The 25,115-nt window shown below is 56.4% G+C and carries 22 protein-coding genes, 1 tRNA gene and 1 riboswitch; of the genes, 12 read left to right on the top strand and 11 right to left on the bottom strand.

Annotated elements, in window-relative coordinates:
* Positions 1-83 precede the first annotated feature (83 nt).
* Positions 84-265, bottom strand: a riboswitch (cobalamin riboswitch).
* Between the two features lie 32 nt (positions 266-297).
* Both QZ869_RS09940 and QZ869_RS09935 read right to left on the bottom strand, forming a co-directional pair.
* Entirely contained in the window at positions 298-1,128 is an 831-nt protein-coding gene (locus tag QZ869_RS09940; RefSeq protein WP_296104292.1) for a TolB family protein, read from the bottom strand.
* A 38-nt stretch (positions 1,129-1,166) separates the two neighbouring features.
* Positions 1,167-2,846, bottom strand: coding sequence for an NAD+ synthase (locus QZ869_RS09935; RefSeq protein ID WP_296084110.1), 1,680 nt, complete (start codon positions 2,844-2,846; stop codon positions 1,167-1,169).
* A gap of 284 nt (positions 2,847-3,130) precedes the next feature.
* Here QZ869_RS09935 and QZ869_RS09930 point away from each other — a divergent pair, with 284 nt between their 5' ends.
* The 3 genes from QZ869_RS09930 to sthA all read left to right on the top strand — a co-directional run bounded on the left by QZ869_RS09930 (position 3,131) and on the right by sthA (position 7,306).
* Positions 3,131-5,026, top strand: coding sequence for an LTA synthase family protein (locus tag QZ869_RS09930; RefSeq protein WP_367115329.1), 1,896 nt, complete (start codon positions 3,131-3,133; stop codon positions 5,024-5,026).
* Positions 5,027-5,106: 80 nt separating this feature from the next.
* A complete protein-coding gene (locus tag QZ869_RS09925; protein WP_296014757.1) occupies positions 5,107-5,652 on the top strand; it encodes a DUF1003 domain-containing protein in 546 nt (181 codons plus the stop codon).
* Between the two features lie 235 nt (positions 5,653-5,887).
* On the top strand, positions 5,888-7,306 hold the full coding sequence (gene sthA, locus QZ869_RS09920) for a Si-specific NAD(P)(+) transhydrogenase (RefSeq protein ID WP_296084118.1): 1,419 nt from the start codon (positions 5,888-5,890) through the stop codon (positions 7,304-7,306).
* A 161-nt stretch (positions 7,307-7,467) separates the two neighbouring features.
* On the opposite strand, the gene QZ869_RS09915 is transcribed toward sthA, so the two are convergent.
* The 3 genes from QZ869_RS09915 to QZ869_RS09905 all read right to left on the bottom strand — a co-directional run bounded on the left by QZ869_RS09915 (position 7,468) and on the right by QZ869_RS09905 (position 10,403).
* The gene (locus QZ869_RS09915) at positions 7,468-8,121 is read right to left on the bottom strand and encodes a hypothetical protein (protein ID WP_296014762.1); all 654 of its coding nucleotides are present in this window, start codon (positions 8,119-8,121) and stop codon (positions 7,468-7,470) included.
* Positions 8,122-8,653: 532 nt separating this feature from the next.
* Complete coding sequence (tig, locus tag QZ869_RS09910) at positions 8,654-10,129, bottom strand: trigger factor (protein WP_296014767.1); 1,476 nt, start codon at positions 10,127-10,129, stop codon at positions 8,654-8,656.
* A 189-nt stretch (positions 10,130-10,318) separates the two neighbouring features.
* Positions 10,319-10,403: transfer RNA gene (locus QZ869_RS09905), tRNA-Leu, on the bottom strand.
* A 552-nt stretch (positions 10,404-10,955) separates the two neighbouring features.
* Here QZ869_RS09905 and QZ869_RS09900 point away from each other — a divergent pair.
* The 3 genes from QZ869_RS09900 (at position 10,956) to trmFO (ending at position 13,376) form a co-directional block, all read left to right on the top strand.
* Entirely contained in the window at positions 10,956-11,102 is a 147-nt protein-coding gene (locus QZ869_RS09900; protein ID WP_082447210.1) for a DUF1127 domain-containing protein, read from the top strand.
* A gap of 363 nt (positions 11,103-11,465) precedes the next feature.
* Positions 11,466-11,609: a DUF1127 domain-containing protein gene (locus QZ869_RS21775; protein WP_082447266.1), complete on the top strand. Its 144-nt coding sequence runs from the start codon at positions 11,466-11,468 to the stop codon at positions 11,607-11,609.
* Positions 11,610-11,906: 297 nt separating this feature from the next.
* On the top strand, positions 11,907-13,376 hold the full coding sequence (gene trmFO / locus QZ869_RS09890; protein ID WP_296104286.1) for a methylenetetrahydrofolate--tRNA-(uracil(54)-C(5))-methyltransferase (FADH(2)-oxidizing) TrmFO: 1,470 nt from the start codon (positions 11,907-11,909) through the stop codon (positions 13,374-13,376).
* Here trmFO and QZ869_RS09885 read toward each other — a convergent pair.
* From QZ869_RS09885 to yajC, 5 genes are all read right to left on the bottom strand, one after another.
* Entirely contained in the window at positions 13,328-13,810 is a 483-nt protein-coding gene (locus QZ869_RS09885; protein WP_296104283.1) for a hypothetical protein, read from the bottom strand. The two genes, trmFO and QZ869_RS09885, sit on opposite strands and share 49 nt — an antisense overlap.
* A 102-nt stretch (positions 13,811-13,912) precedes the next feature.
* Positions 13,913-14,761 (bottom strand): phytoene/squalene synthase family protein, encoded by an 849-nt coding sequence (locus tag QZ869_RS09880; RefSeq protein WP_296076570.1) that lies wholly within the window; start codon positions 14,759-14,761, stop codon positions 13,913-13,915.
* A gap of 12 nt (positions 14,762-14,773) precedes the next feature.
* Entirely contained in the window at positions 14,774-15,166 is a 393-nt protein-coding gene (locus QZ869_RS09875; protein ID WP_296038042.1) for an Mth938-like domain-containing protein, read from the bottom strand.
* On the bottom strand, positions 15,166-17,727 hold the full coding sequence (secDF, locus tag QZ869_RS09870) for a protein translocase subunit SecDF (protein WP_296016242.1): 2,562 nt from the start codon (positions 17,725-17,727) through the stop codon (positions 15,166-15,168). Before secDF ends, QZ869_RS09875 begins: the two co-directional genes overlap by 1 nt.
* 62 nt (positions 17,728-17,789) lie before the next feature.
* Complete coding sequence (gene yajC / locus QZ869_RS09865) at positions 17,790-18,146, bottom strand: preprotein translocase subunit YajC (RefSeq protein WP_296016239.1); 357 nt, start codon at positions 18,144-18,146, stop codon at positions 17,790-17,792.
* Positions 18,147-18,380: 234 nt separating this feature from the next.
* On the opposite strand from yajC, the gene QZ869_RS09860 reads away from it, so the two are divergent.
* Both QZ869_RS09860 and QZ869_RS09855 read left to right on the top strand, forming a co-directional pair.
* Positions 18,381-19,253, top strand: coding sequence for an ATP-binding protein (locus QZ869_RS09860; protein ID WP_296016237.1), 873 nt, complete (start codon positions 18,381-18,383; stop codon positions 19,251-19,253).
* A gap of 159 nt (positions 19,254-19,412) precedes the next feature.
* Complete coding sequence (locus QZ869_RS09855; protein ID WP_296104281.1) at positions 19,413-20,312, top strand: PhnA-like protein; 900 nt, start codon at positions 19,413-19,415, stop codon at positions 20,310-20,312.
* Positions 20,313-20,448: 136 nt separating this feature from the next.
* Here the strand turns inward: QZ869_RS09855 and dksA are convergent, their stop codons facing one another.
* Entirely contained in the window at positions 20,449-20,868 is a 420-nt protein-coding gene (dksA, locus tag QZ869_RS09850; protein ID WP_062425454.1) for an RNA polymerase-binding protein DksA, read from the bottom strand.
* A gap of 267 nt (positions 20,869-21,135) precedes the next feature.
* On the opposite strand from dksA, the gene QZ869_RS09845 reads away from it, so the two are divergent.
* The 4 genes from QZ869_RS09845 (at position 21,136) to QZ869_RS09830 (ending at position 24,990) form a co-directional block, all read left to right on the top strand.
* Complete coding sequence (locus QZ869_RS09845) at positions 21,136-21,645, top strand: histidine phosphatase family protein (RefSeq protein ID WP_296038037.1); 510 nt, start codon at positions 21,136-21,138, stop codon at positions 21,643-21,645.
* Between the two features lie 110 nt (positions 21,646-21,755).
* Positions 21,756-23,231 carry a YcjX family protein gene (locus QZ869_RS09840; RefSeq protein WP_296104279.1) on the top strand — a complete coding sequence of 492 codons (1,476 nt, stop codon included), beginning with the start codon at positions 21,756-21,758 and terminating at the stop codon, positions 23,229-23,231.
* Positions 23,228-24,304 carry a YcjF family protein gene (locus QZ869_RS09835; RefSeq protein WP_296104277.1) on the top strand — a complete coding sequence of 359 codons (1,077 nt, stop codon included), beginning with the start codon at positions 23,228-23,230 and terminating at the stop codon, positions 24,302-24,304. The genes QZ869_RS09840 and QZ869_RS09835 overlap by 4 nt, the downstream gene beginning before the upstream one ends.
* A gap of 128 nt (positions 24,305-24,432) precedes the next feature.
* On the top strand, positions 24,433-24,990 hold the full coding sequence (locus QZ869_RS09830; RefSeq protein WP_296016224.1) for a hypothetical protein: 558 nt from the start codon (positions 24,433-24,435) through the stop codon (positions 24,988-24,990).
* Positions 24,991-25,115 lie beyond the last annotated feature (125 nt).

Here is a 25,115-nt window from a genome sequence, read left to right as displayed (position 1 = left end):
AACAATGCAGGAAGGACCGCGTGAGCACGCAGATTGCACTGCGTCACAGACCTCCTTCCTCACAACCTGCCGCTGTCCGCGCGGACTGGTCAATCGTGTCAGGCCGGTCTTCTGACTTGGCTTCTTCTGACCGTTGCCGCCTTCCCGAGATTGCTCAGTGGCATATGGCGACGGTCATCCGCCTCACAGCGTTGGGCACGTTGCGGTCTTGCACCGCATTCCCGATTCTCCCGCTCAAGCAGGCACCTGACGAAAACCGTATGTCCAATTGTTGGCGCCAAGGCAAGCGCCGCAGATTTATTCGGCTGGGAAATATCGCACATAGGCAAACTCATCACCAGCTGGTGACCAGTTGGGAGAGTTCATCGTCCCCTGCCCGCCAAAAAGATCAAAGAGCGTTTCGACATTGCCACCATCGGGATCCATCAGTCGCACGCGAACATCGAGATCACGCGGATGGTCGAAGACGTCGCCGTCATAGGAAATGAAGACGACCTTGTCTCCCTTTGGAGACGGATGGGGGAACCAGTCGCCATATGGGCTGTTCGTGATCCGCTCGACGGCTGATCCATCTGCTCTTACGCGCCAGATCTGCATTTGTCCCGTGCGGCTGGAGTTGAAGTATATCCAATGACCGTCCGGCGAATAATCCGGCCCGTCGTTTCGCCCCTCTCCATGGGTCAGGCGCGTCTCGTTGCGGGTTTCTATGTCCATGGAATAAATATCGAAAATCTGATCTCTGATCCCGCAGTAAGCGAAGCTTTTGCCATCCGGCGCCCAGCCATGCCAGTAGGAGGGCAGGTTCGGCGTCATCAATGTCGGCGCGCCACCTGATGACGGAAGAAGATAGATCGCGCTCTTCCCGAACTCGACCTTGTCCGAAATCGCGTAAAGCGACCCATTCGGCGAAATGCCATGATCGTTGTTGCACTGTACGGCAAAGCCGGTGTCGACCTTCTCTACCGCGACATCTCCACCCAGAGACAAGCGATAAAGCAGGCCCTCACTGTTCAACAGGAGATAGCGACCGTCTGGGGACCAGTTGGGTGCTTCGAACAGTTTGTCCGTCTGCCAGACCACCCGATTTGCCCGAGTACGAATATTGAATATCTCGACTGAACTGCGCATCGTTACTCCCCTCACCACGTCCAGACTGGCAGGCCAGCCTACCGGTCGCGGAAGCGATTGGTGATAGGATAGCGCCGGTCACGTCCGAAATTCTTCTTGGTGATTTTCACACCCGGTGCGGACTGGCGACGCTTGTACTCGGCAAGATAGAGCAGATGCTCGATCCGGTGGACAGTTGTCACATCGTGACCGCGTGCGACGATCTCGTCGACGGACATTTCCTGTTCAACCAGGCACTCAAGAATATCGTCAAGAACCGGATATGGCGGCAGCGAGTCCTGGTCTGTCTGGTTGGGCCGCAACTCAGCCGACGGAGCCTTTGAGATGATGTTGGCCGGTATCACTTCACCGGAAGGCCCGAGGGCACCCGGCGGGACATGGGCATTGCGCCAACTGGAGATGGCGTAGACCTGCATCTTATAGAGGTCCTTGATAGGATTGAACCCGCCATTCATATCACCGTAGAGCGTGGCGTATCCGACCGACATTTCCGACTTGTTGCCCGTCGTGACCACCATCGAGCCGAATTTGTTGGACACGCCCATGAGGATCGTCCCGCGTGCGCGGCTTTGCAGGTTTTCCTCTGTTATGCCTTCTTCCGTGCCTTCGAACAATTCCGAAAGGGCTGACATGAAGCCGTCTACGGGCTCGGCGATCGGCACGATATCATAGCGACAACCAAGCGCCCTGGCGCAATCGGCAGCGTCTTTCAGCGATTCTTCCGAGGTATAGCGGTAAGGCAGCATGATGCAGCGCACCCTCTCCTCACCCAACGCATCGACTGCAATTGCCGCACAGATGGCAGAATCGATACCGCCAGAGAGGCCGAGTACGACGCTCTTGAAGCCGTTCTTGTTGACGTAGTCGCGGAAGCCCAGCATGCAGGCGCGATAATCTGCCTCCTCGCCTTCGGGAATATGCGACACCGGTCCTTGGCTGCAATGCCAGCCATTCTCGGTACGCTTCCAGTCGGTAACGGCAAGCGTCGCTTCGAACTGGCTCATCTGAAATGCCAGCGTCTTATCGGCGTTGAAGCCGAAGCTTGCCCCGTCAAAAACCAGTTCATCCTGACCGCCAAGCTGATTGGCGAACACGAGAGGCAGCCCGCTTTCGATAACCTGCCGCAGCGCCACCTGATGACGCACATCGACCTTGCCGCGATAATAGGGCGAGCCATTCGGAACCAACAATATTTCAGCGCCGGCCTCGGCTAGTGTCTCGCAGATACCGAGATCGTTCCAGATTTCTTCGCAAATCGGGATGCCGATGCGGACGCCCCGGAAATTGTAAGGGCCGGAGATGGAGCCTTCGCTGAAGACACGCTTCTCGTCAAACTCGCCGTAGTTTGGCAGGTCGACCTTGTCACGCAGAGCGACAATCGCTCCACCATCCAGCAAGGCGACCGAGTTATGCCTGCCCTTCTCGCCCTGACGGGGGAAGCCGATGATAACGCCCGGGCCGCCATCCGCCGTTTCTGCGGCCAGATCCTCTACCGCCTTGAGGCAGGCTTTCAAGAATGCCGGCTTCAGGACCAGATCTTCCGGGGGATAGCCGGAGATGAAAAGCTCCGTCAGCAGAAGTAGATCGGCGCCTTGGGCTGCGGCATCCGCTCTCGCCTCTCGCGCTTTTGCTAGGTTGCCAGCGACATCGCCGACGGTCGGATTGAACTGGCCGATGGCGATCCGGAACGTGTGGGGAATGGTCTGTTCTGTGCTCATGCCTTCCTCATTATCGCGCCGGCTCTCACTGTGCAACGCGCAGGATAAAACTGTTATAAAACAACGGCCCTTCAAGAAGGTTTCGGCATGGGAATGCCGGACATCCACGGCTCACGCAATGGTTACGCGCCAGACCTGTGAATTGCGCATAGTTCATGTCGCGTTCATTGCCTGTATGTGACAGTTAGATGACACTTATATGACGGGTGATTCATGCCTGTCCCCATGACTGCCGGAGTATAATCGTGACGAAATCGGTGCCCAAAACAACGGTTGCCGAAAGGATGAAACACGTCCTTTCAAACCCATGGACACGGTTCCCTGCCCGTGAAGCCGGTAACATCCAGTCCGTGGTCAATCTCGTTCTTGCAGCCGTTCTCCTTGTGGTATGCATGGAGTGGATTGCGCGAGGCACATTGCACGACGTCGCTACCTTTCTGCTTTCGTCTTCGCGACCCGGACTGACAACGGTCTGCGCAGTGGTCATCGGTCTCATGGCGCTGGACGCTGTCTTCGGGCGTCACTACCGATCGCTGATCGTTGCAGTTCCGCTGCTCGTCTTGCCCGCTTTTTTCTCCAGTCAGAAACAGCTCTATCTCTCCGATCCGCTTTACCCCTCGGACCTGCTTTTCGGACGCCAGATTATCCAGCTATTGCCAGCCATGCTGAAGGCGCAGCCTCTGACTGCCTTGTTTCTTGCGGTCGGAGTTGCCGCTGCCGTATTCGCGGCTGTCCTTCTGTGGCGCCTTTCTTCCAAACATGCGCCTGTCATTCCTCTCAAAGCCAGGATGTGGAGGCTGGCGCTTGCCGTTCCGGTGTTTGTCAGCTTCGGATCAATGATGGAATATTCAAGCTATTCCTGGATCAGGGACAGATTGAACATCATTCCGATGATGTGGGATCAGAAGGAAAATTACCGGCACAACGGCTTCATCATGGCGTTTGCCTTCAATATTCCCATGGCGAAAGTGACTGCGCCCTATGGCTACGGCGCGGAGACCATCGCAGACATCGCCTCCGATAGCTCGGCCTTCGCCGTCAACCATAGCAAGCGGCCAGACGTGATCATGATCATGAGCGAATCGCTATGGGATCCGACGCGGCTGGAAAATGTCCGTTTTTCGGAAGATCCGATGCCGCAAATCCGCGCCATGCAATCCGGCCATGTCTTTTCCCCGGAGTTTGGCGGCATGACGGCCAATGTCGAGTTCGAAGCGCTGACAGGATTCAGCAATGCGTTTCTGCCTTATGGCAGCATCCCCTATCAGCAATATGTGCGACGTCCGATGCCATCGCTCGCCACTTTCTTCCGCTCGGAGGGCTACTCCGCCATTGCTGTCCATCCCTTCCAGGAGTGGTTCTGGAACCGGCGTGAGGTCTACAAGCACTTCGGCTTCGAAGAATTCCGCTCGGAAGAAACCCTGCCGCCCATGGAGAAGCGTGGAGCTTTTGCCTCTGACGACGCTTTGACAAACGAGATTATCCAGACAGTCGATGCGGCCGAGAAGCCACAGTTCCTCTTCGCCGTCACGCTACAGGGTCATGGCCCCTATGAGCCAAACAGATATGCTAAGAACACCATCTCGGTCAGCAGCGACCTGTCCGAGAGCGCAGGCACGGCACTGTCAACTTATGTCCAGGGTGTTTCGGAAGCCGACGAGAGTTTCGCAAAGCTGGTTGCCTGGGCAAAAGGCCGGGAACGCGAAACCGTGATTGTCCTGTTTGGCGATCATCTGCCGCCGCTCGGGCAGACATTTGTGGAAAGCGGCTACATGCCGGACATGGTAGCGACACGCCGCGCGCCGCTTGCCACCATGAAGACCGAGCACGAAACGCCTCTCGTGGTCTGGTCATCCAGAACGGGTCTGCAGAACCGCATCGGTACGGTCAGCCCGGCGCTGTTGCCTTATCACGTTCTGAAAACTGCCGGCTTTGACGATCCGTTCTATACCGGCGTACTCGGCAAGGTGCATGCGTCCCACTCGGTGATCGACCGGCACATGCTAATGGAGCGCAATGGTTCAGCGGTACCGGACTGGTCGATTGCGCCTGCAATTATACCGCCAGCTCTGAGCGCGTATCGTCAGTTGCAGTTCGATATGATGTTCGGCGAACAATTTGGCAAAGACAGGTTTTTCCCAGGTTTCAGCTGGCTTCACGAGACAGCGCCATCGAGTTGATGCGGTCCGACTCGCGATTTAATTTGAATTTGTGGGTTCCTTGCGTTTATTTCCGGACAACGCCCTGCTGGAGAACGATCATGTCTGCCATTCCAGATTACGTGCTGTCCCACTTCAAACGATCGTCTCGCCATATCGGTGACGTCGAAAAGCGGATTCTGGAGGTGGCGCATCAGAAACAACTTATCTCCACGGACACGAATGCGGAGTTCTCCAAGGAGTCCAGTTTTGGAGCGCGGCTGGCAGACAGCATCGCGCGCATCGGTGGCTCATGGGCCTTCATCATCAGCTTCCTGGTGTTCCTTTTTCTTTGGGCGGTCGTCAACACGGTGGTTTTAACGACAAAGGCTTTTGACCCATACCCCTTTGTCTTCCTCAATCTTATTCTTTCCATGCTGGCGGCTATTCAGGCGCCGATCATCATGATGTCGCAGAACAGACAAGCCGAGCGTGATCGTTTCGAAGCCGCCAAAGATTACGAGGTCAACCTGAAGGCCGAACTCGAGGTTCTCTCCCTCCATGAAAAGATCGATCTCAAGGTTTTGGCCGAACTCGCGGCCTTGCGGGAAGACATCGCAAAACTGCATCAACGGCTGGCACCGGCTGAAGACAGCACCCGATCCTGATCGACCGACATTCGGGTTTACCGCTTTTGCGGCGCCGGTTACGAATCCGTCAGATTTCTAAGCTACAGATTGACGCAGGCATTTGTTGCATTGCACTCCGTCATTCTTCGGCATTCGGATGTGCAAGCGCGGGAACAATGTCCGCACGTCGGGAGCATCAGGCTTTCGATCGTAAATATCATCTGTCAGATTCACATTCGGGCATTGAACCCGGTTCACGTCCAGAGGCTTTTTCATGAACCAGTACGATCTCATTGTTGTCGGTAGCGGCCCTGCGGGAAGACGCGCTGCCATCCAGGCAGCAAAGCTAGACAAGAAGGTTCTGGTCATCGAAAAGGGTAGCCGTGTCGGCGGTGTATCGGTTCATACTGGCACCATTCCGTCCAAAACGATGCGTGAAACGGCGCTCAATCTGTCCGGATGGCGCGAGCGCGGCTTTTACGGTCAGTCCTACCGCGTCAAACAGGAGATCAGCGCGGAGGATCTGCGTCAGCGCCTGTTGATTACACTTAATCACGAAGTGGAAGTGCTGGAGCATCAATTCGCTCGCAACCGCGTACAACACATTCGCGGCAAGGCCAGTTTCATCACGCCCGATACGCTTCAGATCGTCAAGGACGATGGGGAAGTGCTGCATGTGTTGGGCAAGAGCATTCTGCTTGCTGTCGGCACAAGGCCTTTCCGACCAGACTACATGCCCTTTGATGGAAAGAGCGTGATCGACAGTGATGAACTGCTACAGATCGAGAAGCTACCCCGCTCCATGGTCGTGATCGGGGCCGGCGTCATCGGCATCGAGTATGCAACGATTTTCAGCGCGCTGGATACGGCTGTGACACTGATCGATCCTAAGTCGACGATGCTCGATTTCATCGACAAGGAAATCGTCGAAGACTTCACTTACCAGCTCCGCGACCGAAATATGAAGCTTCTCCTCGGCCAGAAGGCAGAAAAGGTCAAGCATACACCCGAAGGCAAGGTTTCGATCACGCTCGACAATGGGCGCACGATCGTAACGGAAATGGTGCTTTTCGCCGCTGGCAGAATGGGCGCCACCGATACGCTGAATCTTGCCGCAGCGGGACTTGAGGCGGATAGCCGCGGTCGGCTTGCCGTCAATCCGGAAACATTCGAAACATCCGTGAAAGGCATCTTTGCCGCAGGCGATGTGGTCGGCTTTCCAAGTCTTGCTTCCACCTCGATGGAACAGGGACGAATCGCTGCGCGCGTCGCGGTCGGCGCCATTGCAATGGAACCGCAGAAATACTTCCCCTATGGAATTTACGCTGTACCGGAAATTTCCACCTGCGGCCTGACCGAAGAAGAGATGAAAGAGCGCGGCATTCCTTACGAATGCGGAATTGCACGCTTCCGGGAAACCTCCCGCGGTCACATCATGGGCCTGGACACCGGCCTTTTGAAATTGATCTTCTCTTTGAAGACCCGTCGGCTTCTCGGCGTGCATATCGTTGGCGAAGGCGCAACGGAACTTGTTCACATCGGCCAGGCGGTGCTCAACCTCAAGGGCACGGTTGAATATTTCGTGGAAAACACCTTCAACTACCCGACGCTTGCAGAGGCTTACAAAATCGCCGGACTCGATGCGTGGAACCGCATGGGCGACATCAAAAACTTGACCGAGACGGCAAGCTAACGCTTTTGCCGCATCGGTCTCTTGGTCGCCTGCAGTACGCATGCACAGTGATATCTAAAGCGCCGAGCGTCCTATTGAACGCACGGCGCTTTACTTTTTAAATCTACGCATCGTGCTTTTCCGAAAATCGAGTGCCACTTTCGGGCTGATGCTGTATCGCCTCACCATCTGACCTTGTAGTTCGCACGAACCGCTGGCCGAAAGCGATCTTCATATTGACGATCAAAGCTGCCGGTGACGGTGAAGTGATCGCTGAGCCTCTGTTCGAGCGAAACACTGGAACTGAATTCCTGAAAGCTTTCACGACTCGCACCGGTCAAAATAAAAGCGGTGCCGGTGGCGGATCGCGTCAGTCGCAGGGACTGCGACACGTCAAGCCCGTTCCACTGCTGGCTCGGGCCGTCATAGCGCAGCGTCACGTTGCGGTTCGACTCCACATCAAAATCGGCCGTCGCCACGCGCTTTTGTGTCATCGTCATGGTCAAGGCGCTGGATCCGGTCAAGGCGTTCATCAGAACGCCGATGTCTCTAGCGATCTTAACCCCCGGCAGATTGGTGGACATAAGAGTGACATCGCCCCAGAACTTTACGGGCGTATCCACCACTGCACCGCCTTCCGACGCACTCATACCCATCTCAAGCCCCGCGCGCAGCGGAGTCTCGGTGGGCAATCTCGCGCCTAACCTCGCTGAGTAGGAGCGGTCGGAGTTCTTGGCAGGCGCCCAGATCAATCCGCGTTCCTGCGCCTTTACCTGTACTGGCGACAAAAGAACGAGCGAGGCCGCAGCGAGTGTGCCTAATATTTTGACAAACATGTCATTTCCTCAAGCTTTAAAAAGACCTGCTGCTCTTGGGAGGGGAACAGCAGTTCTCGTTTCGGCTTGGGCGACCCAGAGAACGAGATCACCCGGACTGAATTTTGCGGCGCTAATCGCCAGCCTGATGCGTGTTTAACTTCGGCAAACATGGATCAACAGGCCCGGCATTTTTGCCGCGCCCGAAAGAGAGATGGAACTGAAGGCTTAAAGCCGAGCCGCGTATAGCGACTGGATTGCCTTTAACGCCACCAGGCGTTTAGCAAATCACCCCCAAAACGTGCCAGATGAACGGGAGATGAACAAGAGCAGGTGCAGTAAAAATTTATTGTGCATCGCAATGTGATCGTCAGAGCACAGAACCAGCCTCGACTCAGCTGTTGTAAGGGCTGCACTGGCTCAAGCGCGAGGCTGCGGTAGGTTAAAGACTGTTCTCTGTCATACCCAACCGCTCAGACTTTGCCGTCACCGTAAATGAAAAGGCCGCAGCTTTCGCCGCGGCCCTTTCATATAGAATGATGAGAGCAGCAGATTACTCTGCGTCGCCTTCAGCTGCCTTCTTCTTGGCAGGAGCCTTCTTCTTCGGAGCGGCTTCTTCGCCTTCAGCGGCGTCAGCCTTGGCTGCAGCCTTTTTCTTAGCTGGAGCCTTCTTCTTGGTTTCTGCGCCTTCTTCGGCGTCGTCAGCAAGAAGCTCTTCCTTGGAAACCGTCTTATCGGTGACGGAAACTTCGGTCAGCAGCTTGTCGATGACCTTTTCTTCAAAGATAGGAGCGCGCAGCGAAGCGGATGCACCAGGCGTATTGCGGAAGTAATCGAGGATTTCCTTCTGCTGACCCGGGAACTGCTGCAGCTGCTGGAAGAGAGCGCGCTGCATTTCTTCTTCGGTGACTTCAACGCCTGCCTTCTCACCGATTTCGGAGAGAACGAGGCCGAGGCGAACGCGACGCTCAGCAAGCTTGCGATATTCTTCGCGGGCTTCTTCTTCGGTGGTGTCTTCGTCAGCAAAGGTCTTGCCGGACTGTGCAAGATCGGTGTTGATCTGGCGCCAGATGTTGTCGAACTCTGCGTCGACGAGACCGGCAGGCGTATCGAACTTGTAGAGCTCGTCCAGCTGGTCGAGGATCTGACGCTTGACCTTCTGGCGTGTCACGTTGCCATACTGGCTTTCGATCTGGCCGCGAACGATTTCCTTCAGCTTTTCAGCCGATTCGAGACCAAGCTTGGTTGCCAGTTCGTCGTTGATTTCAACGTCGGCAGCAGCAGCAACCTCCTTGACGGTGATGTCGAAGGTGGCTTCCTTGCCAGCCAGCTCAGCGGCAGGGTATTCGGTCGGGAACGTAACCGTGATGGTCTTTTCGTCGCCAGCCTTTACGCCAACGAGCTGGTCTTCGAAGCCTGGGATAAAGCGGCCGGAGCCGATAACCAGTTCGGCATCTTCAGCAGCGCCGCCATCAAAGGCTACACCATCTACCTTGCCAAGGTAGTTCATGGTGACGCGGTCGCCTTCAGCGGCCTTGCCCTTCTTGGTCTCGTAGCTGCGAGCGCTTTCGGCAATCTTGATGATCTGCTCGGTGACTTCGTCTTCGGTTACTTCGACGACTTCGCGCGTAACCTTGATGCCGTCATTGGACTTCAGTTCGATAGCCGGAATGACTTCGTAAGCGACGTTGAATTCGAAATCTGCTTCAGCGGACAGGATCTTTTCAGCTTCATCCTGGTCTTCCGTCATCGATACGGAAGGCTGCGTCGCCGACTTCTCGCCGCGGCTGGAAATGATTTCAGAAGGCTTTTCGCGAACCAGCTCGTTGACGAGGTCTGCCATGATGGACTTGCCATACATCTTCTTCAGATGAGCAACCGGCACCTTGCCAGGACGGAAGCCGTTGATCCGAACCTTATCCTTGGCGTCAGCGAGGCGCTCGTCGAGGCGAGCCTTCATGTCAGCGGCCGGGATAACGACCTTGATTTCGCGCTTCAGCCCTTCAGCGAGCGTTTCGATAACCTGCATTTTCATACCTTCACATCATGGCGGCAGTGCTCAGAGACAGCCGTCGGTTAATTTCGAGCACAGCGCCGGAACCTGAATTCACCGGCCGTGACTATAAAACTTGCATGCACAGGCGCGTTGCGGAGCAATTATGCCTGAGCCTGGGAAAGGGCAAAACGAAACGCTTCACCTTGTTTTCCCGGCGATTTGTGGTGCGGGTAGAGGGACTCGAACCCCCACAACTCTCGTCGCCAGAACCTAAATCTGGTGCGTCTACCAATTCCGCCATACCCGCGCTCTTTAAATCCTGCATAAACAACATCTGGCACATGAGGCCTTCCGGAGCGCGGCGTCTCTATATCATCCGTTTTCAGGAGCGCAAAGGAAAAATGACGCTGTACAAGGCCTATTTCCATGGGTTTCGAGGCTTATATGACAATGTCGAACAGAGCATCGCCGAGATTCACGAGGTGTACCGCGTCTGCTCGATTCTCCTCTATCGATGTGCTGACGCGACTTCGACCTTGAGCGATGGCCACCGAAGCCTTGATGACCCGATGAGCACACCGATGACTGCGTGTCGAGCCTGACAAAAAAATAGACGACCGGAAAAAACAAACCCCCGCCCTGCTCTTGACCGTTGCACCCCAGAAAACAACCTGAGTGCCGTCAAATTATGCATTTGTTAAGGAAGTGGATGCCGATTCTGCCTTCGCCCTGCGTTTAGTGCATAGGTGTCATCCTTCTTTGTCTATTTTTGAAGTGCGCCGAGCGGCATATATTCCAGTTCAGAAAACGAAGCCGAGTTGATCCCAAGCAACCGGCGAACCGAAAAGAGGATAAGATCATGAACATTGCACGCTCGCTGAACAACTGGCGCAAGTATCGTCAGACCGTAACTGAACTCGACCGCATGAGCGACCGCGAACTGAGCGATCTCGGCATCGGCCGCACCGACATCCGTCGCGTTGCTCGCACCGCCGTCGGCATGTAATAGAACGATAACACCGACTGGTCATCTTTGACCTGTCCGACGTGTTACCCTCAAAAGGCCCTGAGCACCCTGCTCCGGGCCTTTTCTTTTTCGCGATTACTTCTCTCCTGCCCCCCGAAATTACCCCCCCAAGCAATCGAAAAGATGGGCCTTCTCTGCGCTCAAAATATGCGCACATTCCGCGCGAAGATGCAAAAATAGACGACACATTGCACAAATGCATGGCAGTCGCTCAAAATCTGCACTCCAATTCATGGCTTTGAATATGTATATACGACATCAACAGCCGAGAGCGCAGATAACCAGCGGCCCGGCGGACAGACATCAAAGATCAAACGAACATAAAAGATTGAGGAAATACCCATGAACCCGCTTCGCATTGCAAAGAACTGGATCAGCTACCGTCGCACGCTCAACGAACTGGGCAGCCTTTCCAACCAGGCTCTCAGCGATATCGGCCTGACCCGTTACGATATCCGTAACGTTGCATCCCGTTCGTTCCGCTAATCAGCGTACAGGGTCGCCCGAAAGAGCCGACCTCCCAGGGACATCGGGCGACTGAGCGACAGGAGAAAAAACGGCGCCACGAGCGCCGTTTTTGATTCGTGGATGACGGCAACCGTCACAACAGAGCCCACGGCGCGCCACTTAACTCAACGTCAGGCAAGGGCGAAAACATTTGGCGCTCTTTATCGCTCGTGGTACTGCATTCGCAAATTGCCTCCCTTGTGAGAGGCACAGCCAATCAACAAGATGCTCGACCTCTTACACCTTCGGGTGCCTGGTTGACGATGTGAGTGCGCGATGCAAGACAACACAAATTCTCCCATCCACGTCATCGGTGGCGGGCTTGCCGGCTCTGAAGCTGCCTGGCAGATCGCTCAGGCGGGCGTCCCAGTTATCCTGCACGAGATGCGCGGTGTTCGCGGCACGGACGCGCATAAGGGTGACAGTCTTGCCGAACTCGTTTGTTCCAACTCGTTTCGCTCCGACGACGCAACGGCCAACGCAGTTGGCGTTATTCATGCGGAAATGCGTCTCGCCGGTTCGCTGATCATGGCCTGTGCCGACAAACATCAGGTCCCAGCCGGTGGTGCTCTCGCTGTTGATCGTGATGGGTTCTCCGAGGCGGTGACGGCTGAACTTGAGGCGCATCCGCTGGTGACCATTGTTCGTGAAGTGATTGTTGGCCTTCCACCGAAAGAATGGGGCAATACGATCATTGCGACCGGGCCCCTCACCGCACCCGAGCTCGCCGCCGCTATCCAGGCGGAAACCGGCGAAGACGCGCTCGCCTTCTTTGATGCGATAGCGCCGATCGTTCATCGCGACAGCATTAACATGGACATCTGCTGGTACCAGTCACGTTACGACAAGGTCGGACCTGGCGGTAACGGCAAGGACTACATCAACTGCCCGATGGACGAGGCGCAGTATCACGCCTTTATCGATGCGCTGATTGCGGGCGATACGGTTGGTTTCAAGGAGTGGGAGGGCACGCCCTATTTCGATGGCTGTCTACCGATCGAAATCATGGCCGAGCGCGGTCGTGAAACGCTTCGCCACGGCCCGATGAAGCCGATGGGGCTGACCAATGCCCATAATCCGACCGTCAAGCCCTATGCGGTAGTCCAGCTGCGTCAGGACAACGCTCTTGGTACGCTTTATAATATGGTCGGCTTTCAGACGAAGCTGAAATACGGCGCGCAGGCGGAAGTTTTCCGGATGATACCCGGCCTCGAGAACGCGGAATTTGCGCGCCTTGGCGGCCTGCACCGCAACACCTATATCGATTCGCCGAGACTGCTCGACCCCTCACTGAAGCTGAAGTCCCGACCGGATATCCGCTTTGCAGGCCAGATCACCGGCTGCGAAGGCTATGTTGAGAGCGCATCCATCGGCCTCCTGACCGGCCGATTTGCAAGTGCCGAACACAAGGGCGAGCCGATCCGCCTGCCACCTTCCACAACAGCGCTTGGGGCACTGCTGAACCATATTACTGGCGGGCATCTTTCCACCGATGAAGAGCCAGGCAAGCGCTCTTTTCAGCCGATGAACGTCAATTTCGGGCTGTTCCCAGACCTCGAGCCAGGATCGATCGTCAAGCCGGAAGGCGTCAAACGCTTTCGCGGCAAGGACAAGACGATCATGAAGCGGCAATTAATGAGTGCCCGAGCGCTGAAGGATTGCGCCGCATGGCTTGGCGTTGAAGCACCGGTTTTCGGTCATGTCGCGGGAGACGGCGAAGAGTTGGAAGCGGCCTCAGTCGCCTGATGAGGCTCTGATTCTACTGCTTCAAGATAGCTGCCGAGTAACCAGAGAGACACTTCGGCAGCCTCCCCTGCTGACTTGAAGCGATAGGCGCCGCTATATTTAGGGGCGTCGAGGAATGTCACGACGAAACCATCACCGCTTTCCAGATGCTCGACCGTAATACGCTCCGGATTAAGCATCATGCAGACATTGTGCTTTCCCATATTACGCATAAAGCCCGCCTTGTTGTCATGAAGGCGAACGAAGACGGCGTTGCCATCTGCCGTCATATGCAGGCTGCGGATCGCTTCATTGGGAAAGGCGCGGGCGAAATCGAGAATCGCCTGCCCAGTATCTCGATTACCGTCATCTTCAGAAAAACGCTTCAAGCGCCACACGTAAATGGCAAAAGCGCATAGCAACACGAGAACGATTGTCCAGATGGTCAGAGACATCCATGGCACTCCGTAGGCGTCGAAGATGTGTCGGGCGCACTCGATGCGCCGAAACTAGACGGGCTTGATACCGCACCAGGCTTGCGTGGGCGTGGAGCCCTGTCAGAAACGCTTGAGATAAGCCGCTTTTGCCAGCAGCCAGTGACGACGCAGGAGCGACAGCTGAATGCCATGGTGAAGATTGCCGGCGCCAAGGCGCTTGGCGGCTTTCAAGACAGGCTCAACCTGCGCCACGGGAAGAAACGCGGGAGCGACGGCCGAAGGAAGCACCGAGCGACGCGCTTTTTCGAGATGATCAAGCGCATGAGCGCAGAAAATGTCGATAGCCGCGCCTATCCTGTCTTTATCCGCCCCCTCCAGAAAAGCCTCTCGGTCCAGCCCTGCCGCAGATAGAATGTCTTGCGGAACATAGACCTGCCCGCGACGACGGTGCAGCGGCATCAATAGCAGCATGCCCGCCATTGCCTGAGCGACGCCTGCGTGACCGGCAGCTTCGGCGCTTCTTGCGGCATCTTCCGGTGAAAGGACGATGCTGGAGAGTTGGATCAGCGCGGATGCCGTCTCCCCTGCATAGCCTTCCAGTGCGTTGCGGTTTTCGAAAACGTCATCATAGAGATCGAAGATGCGTGCCTCGATCATATTGAGCAATGTCTGGCGTGGAAGATTATGCGTGGCGAGCGCGTTCAGCAAAGCTGCGGCAACAGGATGCCCCACGCTGTCGCCATGCGGATTACCCTCCAGCAAATCGCGCCACCACTGCATGCGGACTTCACCGGGAAGTGGCTCACGAACCGCATCGCGGATGCGGGCAATCTCGGCGTTGAATGCGTAAAGTGCAGCAAGGTCGCCGCGCTTACTTTCCGGCGCGAGAAGGCATGCGAGATATCTGTCGCGATCCATATCGCGCAGCATCGTCAGACATACGTTCTTATCCGCCGAAAGATCCGCCATCGATAACCGTTTTTAGCCTTCGACCGCAATCAGGGCGGCAGCGACTGCCCGCGATTCGGAAAGCATGATGTTGTATGTTCTGACCGCAGCGCCGGTGCTCATCGGATCGACCGAGATTCCGGCCTCCCTCAGCGCTGCCTTCAACTCTCTCGGCACGACCCGCATGGAGTCGCCCATGCCGATCAACAGAAACTCGATCTCGGTCGACTGTTCCAGAACCTTTGCGAAATTATCGACAGACAACTGAGAGTGATCTGTGACCTCCCATCCGTGAATCCCAGATGGAAGGCATAGAAGCGAACCGCGATGCGACATCTCGGCAAACCGAAATCCACCGTTTCCATAGGCATCGATGGGTGCCCGGCCTGGAAAGTGGGCCGGGCGTATTTCGATTCCACCAGCCATCAGACTGCCGGTTTGCCGTTGATCGCTTTCGCCTTCTGGTCGTCCTTATCGTCGGCGTCCGTGCTGGACGGGCGCAAATTGAAGGCGATCAGAACCGGGGCCGCGATGTAGATCGACGAAAATACGCCGATACCGACACCGAAGAGCATCGCGAATGTGAAGGAGCGAATGACCTCACCACCGAAGAGGTAGAGCGAAAGCAGCGCGAGCATCACGGTCAGGCCCGTGAGGATCGTGCGCGACAGCGTCTGGTTCAGGGACGCATCGATGATCATAGACAGCGGCATCTTCTTGTATCGCCGCAGGTTCTCTCGAATTCGGTCATAGATGACAACCGTATCATTCAGCGAGTAACCGATAATGGTCAATATTGCGGCGATACTTGTGAGGTTGAATTCGATGCCCAGAAAAACGAAGAGGCCAATTGTGAAGACCACGTCGTGGACCATGGAGATGATCGCGCCGAGCGCGAACTGCCACTCGAAGCGGAACCAGATGTAGATCATGATCGCGATCATGGCGAGCGCGATACCGACGGTCGAAGTCAAAGTCAGATCGCCCGAAACGGCCGGTCCTACGACTTCCACTCGGCGGAAATCGTATTTGTCCTGCAACTCACCGCGGATCAGCGTAATCGCAGACTGCTCGGCATTCTCTCCGCCTTCCTGCGCCTGAATGCGGATCAGCACGTCTTGCGGAGAACCAAAGCTCTGCGCCTGCACTTCACCAAGATTCAATTGGCTGAGGCGGTCGCGAATGTCTGCGAGATCGGCTTCACCACTTTTCGAACGAACTTCGATGATCGATCCGCCCTGGAAGTCGATACCGAGGTTGAGACCCTTAGTCATGAAGCCGCCGAGGCATGCCAGCATGATCACGCCGGTAATACCGAAAACGATGCGACGGTACTTCATGAACGGGATGTCCTTACCGTCGAACATACCCGTACGCACGCCCTTCGGTAGATGCTTCGGACGACTGCGGCGAACCCAGGCGCCGAAGAGCCAGGCCGTCAGAGTGTAGGCAGTGAACACGGTCGTGACGATACCGACGGCAAGCGTCACGGCGAAGCCTTTGACAGGACCTGTGCCCATGTAGAACAGAACGCAGGCAACGATGAATGTGGTCAGGTTGGCGTCGATGATGGTCGCGAAAGCGCGGGTGAATCCATTCTCAAGCGATGATATCAGCGGTTTGCCGCTTTTGACTTCCTCTCGGATGCGCTCGTAGATCAGAACGTTTGAATCGACCGCCATACCGATCGTCAGGACGATACCGGCAATACCCGGCAAGGTCAGTGTCGAACCGATGATGCTGAGAAGTGCGAGCAGCATAACGATATTGATGATCAGAGCGATGTTCGCCAGCAGGCCGAAGAAGCCGTAGAAGACGAGCATGAAGATCACAACGCCCGCTGCACCTATGGCGCTGGCAGTCAGACCGGCATTGATGGAGTCGCTGCCAAGGCTCGGTCCGACGGTGCGCTCTTCCACCACCGTCAACGTTGCGGGCAGAGCGCCGGCACGCAGCAGCACGGCAAGGTCGTTTGCGCCCTGAACCGTGAAGTTGCCGGAAATCTGGCCCTGACCACCGTTGATCGGCTCACGGATCACAGGTGCCGAGATAACGTTGTTATCGAGAACGATGGCGAAAGGCTTGCCGACATTCTGTTGAGTAGCCTGGGCGAAACGCTGGGCGCCGCGGCTGTCGAAGCGGAATGTGACCACAGGTTCGTTAGTCTGCTGATTGAAGCTAGCCTGCGCGTCGACCAGATTGTCACCAGACACCAGCGCGCGGCGCTCGACGAGGTAAGGAACTGGCGGGTCGTCCTGCGAATAGAGAATCTCATCGGTCGCGGGCGGGCGTCCGTTCAGTGCTTCCTGAACCGGCATGGACGTGTCCACCATGCGGAAGGACAGTTTGGCAGTCTGGTTCAATAGAGACTTCAGGCGCTGAGGGTCTTGCAGACCGGGAACCTGAACGATGATGCGGTCGGTGCCCTGCCGTACGATGAGAGGTTCGGTGGTGCCAAGTTCATCGACACGGCGACGGACGACTTCGATCGATTGTGAAACAGCCGATGACAGGCGGTAATTGATGCCGTCATCGGTGAGGTTGAGGCGAAGCACATTGTCCCCGCCGTCGCTCATCGTCACTTCATGCACAGAACTGCCGACAAGTGTACCGGATGAAACCGGCTGTGTCAGGTCATTCAGCGCATTCTTTGCTGCTTCATACTGCGCCGGATCGGTAATGCGCACCTGCACGAGCTGACCGTTGCCGGTGAGACCGGAGTAGCGGATATTGGCATCGCGCAACTGAGCACGAACATCGCCGACAATGGTTTCGAGACGTTCCTTGACGATGTCGGAACGCTCTACCTTGAGCATGATGTAGGAGCCGCCCTGAAGGTCGAGACCAAGCGTCACCTTGTTGTGCTTATACCAATTCGGCATACCCTCCAGCTGCTTGTCCGTGAACAGGTTGGGGGAAGCGATGACGGCACTTATCAGCACGATCAGCCAGATGAAGACTGTTTTCCAGCGGGAAAAATGAAGCATTTCGGTCTCGGTCAGGGTTGGGTTAAAAAACCCAGGCTGCGACGATGCGTAGCCTGCTTATGTTACTTCGCGTTTGCGGGAGCTTCGGTCTTGACCGGCTCACCCTTGACACGAACCTCTGCGATGTAGGAGCGCGACGCGCGAACCTTGACGCCATCTGCGATTTCGACTTCGAGTTCGTTATCGTCGATTACCTTGGTAACCTTGCCGACAATGCCGCCCCCGAGAACGACCTGATCGCCACGGCGGATGTTGGTCAGTGTCTCCTGGCGCTTCTTCATCTGTGCGCGCTGGGGACGGATAAGGAAAAAGTACCAAACCACCATCAGGGGGGCGAAAAGGAAAAGCATTTCGAGGCCGGACCCGAACGCCGACGGTGCACCCGCTGCATCCTGAGCAAAGGCTTGGCTAATGAACATAAAAAACTCCTCAGATTTCGGGCGCAGTCTTAAGCCACTGGCCAGCTTTCAAGCCGCCGGAATATAGTTGCGATCCCCTAGAATGCAACAGAAAGACTTGGGCCCAAGTACCGTTTCCACGCCTCATACGCTTTCGGGCCGCCAAACGCCATGCTAGGGCGGGCAAAATCAGTGGGTTTCGGAGTATTGGACAGGCCCGGAATGGCCATGAGAGCCGATCAAGGAGCATCGATTATGACATCAGAGGAACGCAGCACACTTCTGCTTCTGGAAATTCGCCGTCTTGCCGATGCGGTAGAGAGGCTTGCAGGCCCTGCCCCGGCGATCAATGACTGGAACAGCGCCGATTGCTTCGTCTGGGCGCCCGCCAATGCGTGGCTTCAGCCTGTCAAGCGTCCCAATAGAGTTGCGCTGACATTGATCCGCGGCGTAGACCATGTACGCGATATTCTGCATGAAAACACATTGCGTTTCGCAGAAGGTTTTGCCGCAAACAACGTGCTGCTCTGGGGCGCCCGCGGCATGGGCAAATCATCGCTGGTCAAAGCGGTTCACGAAGACGTGCGCGCGGCAAGCGGCGTATCGATCAAGCTTGTCGAAGTGCATCGCGAGGATATTCATACGTTGCCTGCCCTCCTCGACATTCTGAAAGTGGCACCGCATAGGATCATCGTGTTTTGCGACGATCTTTCCTTCGATCACGACGATACGGCTTATAAGTCCCTCAAGGCTGCACTCGACGGCGGTATTGAAGGCCGTCCGGACAACGTGCTTTTCTACGCGACCTCGAACCGTCGCCACCTTCTTCCACGCCATATGATGGAGAACGAGCAGTCCACGGCAATCAACCCGTCGGAGGCGGTCGAAGAAAAGGTATCGCTGTCGGATCGCTTCGGACTTTGGCTCGGCTTCCACAAGTGCAGTCAGGACGATTATCTCATGATGATCGACGGCTACGCGGACCACTTCGATCTCGGCCTTGCGCGCGATGTTCTTCATCATGAAGCGCTGGAGTGGGCGACCACCCGGGGAGGCAGATCGGGACGCGTAGCATGGCAATATATTCAGGATGCGGCCGGTCGTCTCCGCAAACCACTGGACCGATAGGGAAGACTGCCGAACACAACTGCAAGACGGTGATGCTTTTCCATAATTACAGACCTCTTCCTCTGATCCGCAAAAGGTTGGGCCTGCGCAGGGAACAAACCCGTTCACTCCCCGTTGCTCCGCGTGCGCAACCTTTGCGTGATTAATTAGGAGAGACTAATGAGTGATCAGGTAAGCTATGCAACGTCCGCAGTCACCGCACGGGGCGCGGTGTGGCCAGACGCCATAACACGAATTTCCTGGGGAGGCATTTTTGCCGGCGTTGCAGTTGCACTGACATTGCATTTGCTTCTAAACCTTCTGGGTGTCGCTATTGGCGCTGGCGTCATCGACCCGGCGCAGAACGATACCCCGACTGCGGCATCGCTCTCCACCGGCTCCGTTATCTGGATTATCGCCAGCGGTATCATCTCCTCATTCGTCGGCGCTTACGTCGCAAGCCGCCTGTCTGGTCGCGCAGCACGCTCCACTGGTGCACTCCACGGGCTGACGACATGGGCTGTCACGACACTGATCGTCTTCTACCTGCTCACAACCTCCATCGGCGCACTGATCGGCGGCGCGTTCACTGGCGTCACGAGCGTCTTCTCCGGTGCAGGCTCGACGATTGCAACAGCCGCGACGACCGCCGCACCTTCGCTCGCAAACTCCACTGACCCGCTTTCTGGTATCGAGCAACGCATCCGCGAGGCGAGCGGTGGGAACGATCCGCAAGCACTGCGCGACGCTGCCGTCAGTGCAATTCGCGCAGTTCTGACAGGCGATCAGGCACAGGCAGAAGATGCCCGCAATCGCGCGGCCGAGGCGCTCGCCCGTGCGCAGAACATACCTGTGGACCAGGCTCGCCAGCAGGTGACTGAGTATGAGAACCAGTATCGTCAGGCAGTAGAACAGGCCAAGGCTCGTGCGACTGAAGCCGCTCAGGCCACAGCGACTGCCGTTTCAACGGCCTCTTATGTGGCCTTCGGCGCACTTCTAGTAGGCGCTGTTGCTGCCATCTTCGGCGGCAGCGCTGGCGCACGGCGCGCTTACCGCGACGGTGAAGCCATCGTCGAGTAACGATCGATAAATTCTGTCACTTGATGCCCGCGCCAGCCGCGGGCATTTCCATTTCCGATACCGATTGCCGTCGCAACAAAAAAGGCCGCATCGTTTCCAATCCGGCCTTCTACCTAACTGCTGTCTGACGATGTTTCTACTCGTCGCGATAGACCTTTTCACGGCGTTCGTGCCGCTCCTGTGCTTCGATGGACAAGGTAGCGATAGGGCGGGCGTCGAGCCGCTTGATACCAATCGGTTCGCCGGTCTCCTCGCAATAACCGTAAGTACCGTCTTCGATGCGCTGAAGTGCTGCGTCGATTTTCGAAATCAACTTGCGCTGTCGGTCACGCGCTCTAAGTTCGATGGCTCTGTCTGTTTCGGAAGAAGCACGGTCTGCCAGATCGGGATGATTGGCGCTTTCCTCTGCGAGATGACCGAGTGTCTCGCGCGCTTCTCTCAATATGTCATTCTTCCAGCCGATGAGCTTCGCCCTGAAATAGGCCCGCTGATTGGCATTCATGAACTCGTCGTTTTCCGACAGCACATAGTTACTAAGATCGATCTTCTCACTCAACGCGATTCTCCTCGAAGAACATCTCATATGGCGGGGGTATACTCCAATGCCGTGTAGCCGTTCAAGTCTGGAGAATCGTTTTTAGGCATTTTTAAATCTGTCACAAAAATGATCTAAACGATTATTTTTTATACATTATTGTAAAAACACAAATTGTGTCTTCAATCACTTTATCTAAACTTGCCCCGACTTTTCCGATCTTGCGGGTTCTCATGCCGCTCCTGTAAAGTTTGGTTCTCTCTTTTTGATTGCAGGGAATGATCCGGCATGTCGGCATCGCAACAGCAAACTTTCCGGCTTTATCTCCTGCGCCACGCTCAGGCTGGATGGGCCGATCCGGGCGGTCGGGATTTCGACAGAAGACTGACAGAAGCCGGGCAGTCCGAGGCCGCTTTCGTGGCCAGTGCTGCCATGAATAATGGCTATAGGCCGGATGTCGTCTTCAGCTCCGCCGCGATAAGATGCCGCGAAACGACGAAAATTCTGCTGCAGGCATTTGAGGGCGCTCCTGCCGCTTTCTATTTGGACGACATGTACAATGCTCAGCCTGGTACATATCTCCGGCACGCCTTCGAACAGCAGGACACTTCTTCCGTCATGCTCGTGGGCCACAATCCGACGATCGAGGCTGTCGCGGAGGCTTTGCTCGGTCGGGATGTGATGGAGGCGTCTATTCCCCATGGATTCCCGACGGCCGGGCTCGCCGTACTGCAATGCAGCCTCCCCACCAAGAGCGAAGTTCAAGCCTGGCGGCTCATCGATTTTCTGACGCCGTAAGGTGAAAACCTTCCGGGCCTTGCGGAAAAAACTTTACCGAGCCGCTTCTTTTTTGAGCATCGGGCTATCCTATATATTTTGGAGGAACCCGTAGCTTCTAGGAAAAGTCATTGCCGCCATCCCTGACATCCATCACCGACAGCGCTTTGATTGCTCTCGACAATCTCGCTGACCGGGCAAGCGCGTTGACCAATCCGACATTGCGTCTTGGCGTCACAGGCCTGTCGCGTGCTGGCAAGACGGTGTTCATCTCTTCGCTCGTTCATAATCTTCTTAATGGCGGACGTCTGCCGCTCTTCGAGGCTATTCGCTCTGGCCGGGTGTCGAACGTGCGTCTCGAGCCGCAACCGGACGATGCCATTCCTCGCTTCCAATATGAAGATCATATCCAGGCGCTGGTGCGCGATCGTATCTGGCCAGATTCCACGCGCGCCATTTCAGAGTTGCGGATTACACTCGATTACCAAAGCGCAAGCGGTTGGGGCCGCTGGTTCTCCCCCGGTCGACTGTCAATCGATATTGTCGATTACCCTGGAGAGTGGCTGCTGGATTTGCCGCTCCTGTCACAGGACTATAAGACATTCAGCGATAACACCGTGTCGCTGGCGCAAACTGGTGTGCGATCCGAACTTGCGCGTGAGTGGATGGAAATCGCTTCCTCCACTGATATCGATGCGCCCGCCGATGAGATGACTGCAAGGCGCCTGGCGGAAAGTTTTGCGGCGTATCTCAAGGCCTGCAAATCCGATGAGCGCTCGCTTTCGACACTACCGCCTGGGCGTTTCCTTATGCCGGGCGATCTGGAAGGCTCCCCTGCTCTCACCTTTTCGCCGCTCCCTGGTATCGGTGAAGAGAAAGCGCCCAAGGGATCGTTGCGCGCAATGATGGAACGCCGCTACGAAGCCTATAAGTCGATTGTGGTAAAGCCGTTCTTTCGGGAGCATTTCGCCCGCCTCGACCGCCAGATCGTGCTCATTGATGCGCTTCAGGCCGTCAATCGCGGGCCGGAGGCCGTTCAGGATCTGGAACGGGCGTTGGGCGATGTCCTTGCCTGTTTCCGCCCCGGCAAGAATAGCCTGCTGTCGTCACTCGTCGGTCGGCGGATCGACAAGGTGCTGGTTGCCGCAACCAAGGCGGATCATCTGCATCACGAAAGCCATGACCGGCTGGAAAGCTTAACCGCGCGGCTGGTCGACCGGGCCGTGACGACCATCGGCATGAGCGGCGCAGGTATCGAGGTCATGGCGCTTGCTTCGGTGCGCGCCACGAAGGAAGCGAGCGTGCGTCAGGACGGCGCCGCGCTACCGGTCATCGTCGGCACACCCATTGCTGGCGAGACGATCAATGGCGAGGTCTTCGATGGCAATCGCAGTGCGGCGATCTTTCCAGGCGATTTGCCAGAAGATCCCGAGCCGCTGTTTCGTCGCATTGATGCAGAAGGCGCGTCTGCGCACTTGCCTGACGTCAACGTCATTCGCTTTCGCCCGCCGAAACTGGAAGAGACATCGGGCGGTATCAAGCTTTCGGTTCCGCACATCCGGCTCGACCGCGCCATGCAGTTCCTGTTTGGAGATAAACTCGCATGACAGACAACAATCACGGCTCGTCCCGCAAACCTTCGGCCTTCACCCTGGAAGGTGAGACCCAACAGGGGAGTTCTGCATCCTCTATCCGGCGTCAACCGCGAAGTTTCGATGAAGGTGTCTCCATCGTGCCGGACGAAGACGACGTGTTTCTCGCGCCACACGATATCGACCAGGCCGCGCTGCCGGTCGCACAACCGCGCCGTCACCGTTTCTCCTTTGGAAAGCTTGCGCTGGGTGCCATCGGCGTTCTGGTTTCGCTTGCCTTCGGCCTATGGGCCGATCAACTGATCCATGATCTGTTTTCGCGTTCGGATTGGCTCGGTTATACGGCAAGTGTTGCGCTTGGCGTTGCGGTCGTCGCGGTTCTGGTTCTTGTGGCACGCGAGGTCTTCGGGATCATGCGTTTGAATGCGGTACAGTCGCTGAAGGCAGATGCGCAGGAGGCCGCTTTGCAGAAGAAGGCATCTGCCGCGCGGTCTGTGATATCGCGTCTGACGGCGGTTCTATCGCACCGGGCGGAAACCGCGAAGGGCCGAGCCGCGCTGAAGGAGACCGATAACGATGTGATTGACGGGCCGCATCTGATCGAACTTGCCGAACGCGAGCTTCTCACGCCGCTTGACCGACACGCCCGAGCCTTGATCCTTAACTCATCCAAGCGTGTTTCGGTCGTGACTGCGGTCAGTCCGCGAGCCGTCGTCGATCTGGCTTATGTCCTGTTTGAAGTAGCCAGGCTCGTGCGCTCCATGGCGGAGCTTTACGGTGGAAGGCCCGGTACGCTCGGCATGATCCGGCTGCTGCGCGATGTCGTCGCTCACCTGGCGGTTACCGGTTCGATTGCTGTCGGTGATGGCCTTGCCCAGCAGGTCCTCGGTCATGGCCTGGCTTCGCGTCTCTCGGCGCGCCTCGGTGAAGGCGTCATCAACGGCTTGATGACGGCGCGGATCGGAATTGCCGCGATGGATCTCTGCCGCCCGCTGCCGTTCAGGGCGCTTAAGCGACCAGGCGTGAGCGATTTCATGTCCGACCTGACACCCGATCTCACAGGCGCAAACAGAACTGAAAAGTCCTGATTTCGGGGCGGTTCGGGGGCCAAAGGTTACAATTCGTTATCCTTATTTGCCCGAAATATACCAAGCATTAACCATTCGCGACATAGATTGCTCCCACACAAAGCGGCTTACTCGCCAGGGAAAGTATCATGTTTTCGCGCTTCTTTTCGCTTCTGGGCGGACTTGCCGCCGTTATCTCCGTGAGCGGCGGATTTGCTGTATCCGAAGTTCAGGCTGCCTCCCGTGAAGATGTCTTCTTCGGCTCGGTCGCTGGCACATGGTCCGGCCCTGGCGAAATCGTCGCGGGCAAATATAAGGGCACCAAGTTCAACTGCGACTTGACCGGCGAACCGCTCGGCGAGAAGGAAACCGGGATCAAGCTTGGCGGCACCTGCCGCGTCGGCGTCTTCAAGCAGCCCATGTCCGCCGTGATTGCCAAGAAGGGCGCGACATACGAAGGCAAGTTTCTGGATGGCTCCGAGGGCAAGGGGCTGGACGTAACGTCAGGCCAGGTCAGCGGCGACAAGGTCGTGCTGGGCATCAATCGCGCCAAGCTCAATGGGGCAATGGTCGCACGCGTCATGGATGACAACAAGTCTATGAATGTGACGATCTCCGTCAAGGTCGCGGATCAGATGATTCCCGTCATCGGCCTGACACTAGCTCGTAATGTTGACGCAATGGCTGTAGGTTCTATCAGACCGTAAGGGACGCTCGGAAATTTCTACTACAGCATCAGCCCCCAAAATCGGGATCGATCTTCGGAAAGGCACGGTGCGTAAGTTTAAAGAAGAAAGAGCGTCTATCTGCATCTAGCGAGACGCACGGCGCT

The organism is uncultured Agrobacterium sp. (assembly GCF_913777885.1).
In the GTDB taxonomy this organism is placed as follows: Bacteria; Pseudomonadota; Alphaproteobacteria; order Rhizobiales; family Rhizobiaceae; genus Agrobacterium.
This window is presented reverse-complemented; position numbering and strand designations above follow the sequence as displayed.

Excerpts from the sequence above, each read along its gene's own strand:
- QZ869_RS09940 (WP_296104292.1), bottom strand. The coding sequence starts at position 1,128 with ATGCGCAGTTCAGTCGAGATATTCAATATTCGTACTCGGGCAAATCGG.
- QZ869_RS09935 (WP_296084110.1), bottom strand. The coding sequence starts at position 2,846 with ATGAGCACAGAACAGACCATTCCCCACACGTTCCGGATCGCCATCGGC.
- QZ869_RS09930 (WP_367115329.1), top strand. The coding sequence starts at position 3,131 with ATGAAACACGTCCTTTCAAACCCATGGACACGGTTCCCTGCCCGTGAA.
- QZ869_RS09925 (WP_296014757.1), top strand. The coding sequence starts at position 5,107 with ATGTCTGCCATTCCAGATTACGTGCTGTCCCACTTCAAACGATCGTCT.
- sthA (WP_296084118.1), top strand. The coding sequence starts at position 5,888 with ATGAACCAGTACGATCTCATTGTTGTCGGTAGCGGCCCTGCGGGAAGA.
- QZ869_RS09915 (WP_296014762.1), bottom strand. The coding sequence starts at position 8,121 with ATGTTTGTCAAAATATTAGGCACACTCGCTGCGGCCTCGCTCGTTCTT.
- tig (WP_296014767.1), bottom strand. The coding sequence starts at position 10,129 with ATGCAGGTTATCGAAACGCTCGCTGAAGGGCTGAAGCGCGAAATCAAG.
- QZ869_RS09900 (WP_082447210.1), top strand. The coding sequence starts at position 10,956 with ATGAACATTGCACGCTCGCTGAACAACTGGCGCAAGTATCGTCAGACC.
- QZ869_RS21775 (WP_082447266.1), top strand. The coding sequence starts at position 11,466 with ATGAACCCGCTTCGCATTGCAAAGAACTGGATCAGCTACCGTCGCACG.
- trmFO (WP_296104286.1), top strand. The coding sequence starts at position 11,907 with ATGCAAGACAACACAAATTCTCCCATCCACGTCATCGGTGGCGGGCTT.
- QZ869_RS09885 (WP_296104283.1), bottom strand. The coding sequence starts at position 13,810 with ATGTCTCTGACCATCTGGACAATCGTTCTCGTGTTGCTATGCGCTTTT.
- QZ869_RS09880 (WP_296076570.1), bottom strand. The coding sequence starts at position 14,761 with ATGGCGGATCTTTCGGCGGATAAGAACGTATGTCTGACGATGCTGCGC.
- QZ869_RS09875 (WP_296038042.1), bottom strand. The coding sequence starts at position 15,166 with ATGGCTGGTGGAATCGAAATACGCCCGGCCCACTTTCCAGGCCGGGCA.
- secDF (WP_296016242.1), bottom strand. The coding sequence starts at position 17,727 with ATGCTTCATTTTTCCCGCTGGAAAACAGTCTTCATCTGGCTGATCGTG.
- yajC (WP_296016239.1), bottom strand. The coding sequence starts at position 18,146 with ATGTTCATTAGCCAAGCCTTTGCTCAGGATGCAGCGGGTGCACCGTCG.
- QZ869_RS09860 (WP_296016237.1), top strand. The coding sequence starts at position 18,381 with ATGACATCAGAGGAACGCAGCACACTTCTGCTTCTGGAAATTCGCCGT.
- QZ869_RS09855 (WP_296104281.1), top strand. The coding sequence starts at position 19,413 with ATGAGTGATCAGGTAAGCTATGCAACGTCCGCAGTCACCGCACGGGGC.
- QZ869_RS09845 (WP_296038037.1), top strand. The coding sequence starts at position 21,136 with ATGTCGGCATCGCAACAGCAAACTTTCCGGCTTTATCTCCTGCGCCAC.
- QZ869_RS09835 (WP_296104277.1), top strand. The coding sequence starts at position 23,228 with ATGACAGACAACAATCACGGCTCGTCCCGCAAACCTTCGGCCTTCACC.
- QZ869_RS09830 (WP_296016224.1), top strand. The coding sequence starts at position 24,433 with ATGTTTTCGCGCTTCTTTTCGCTTCTGGGCGGACTTGCCGCCGTTATC.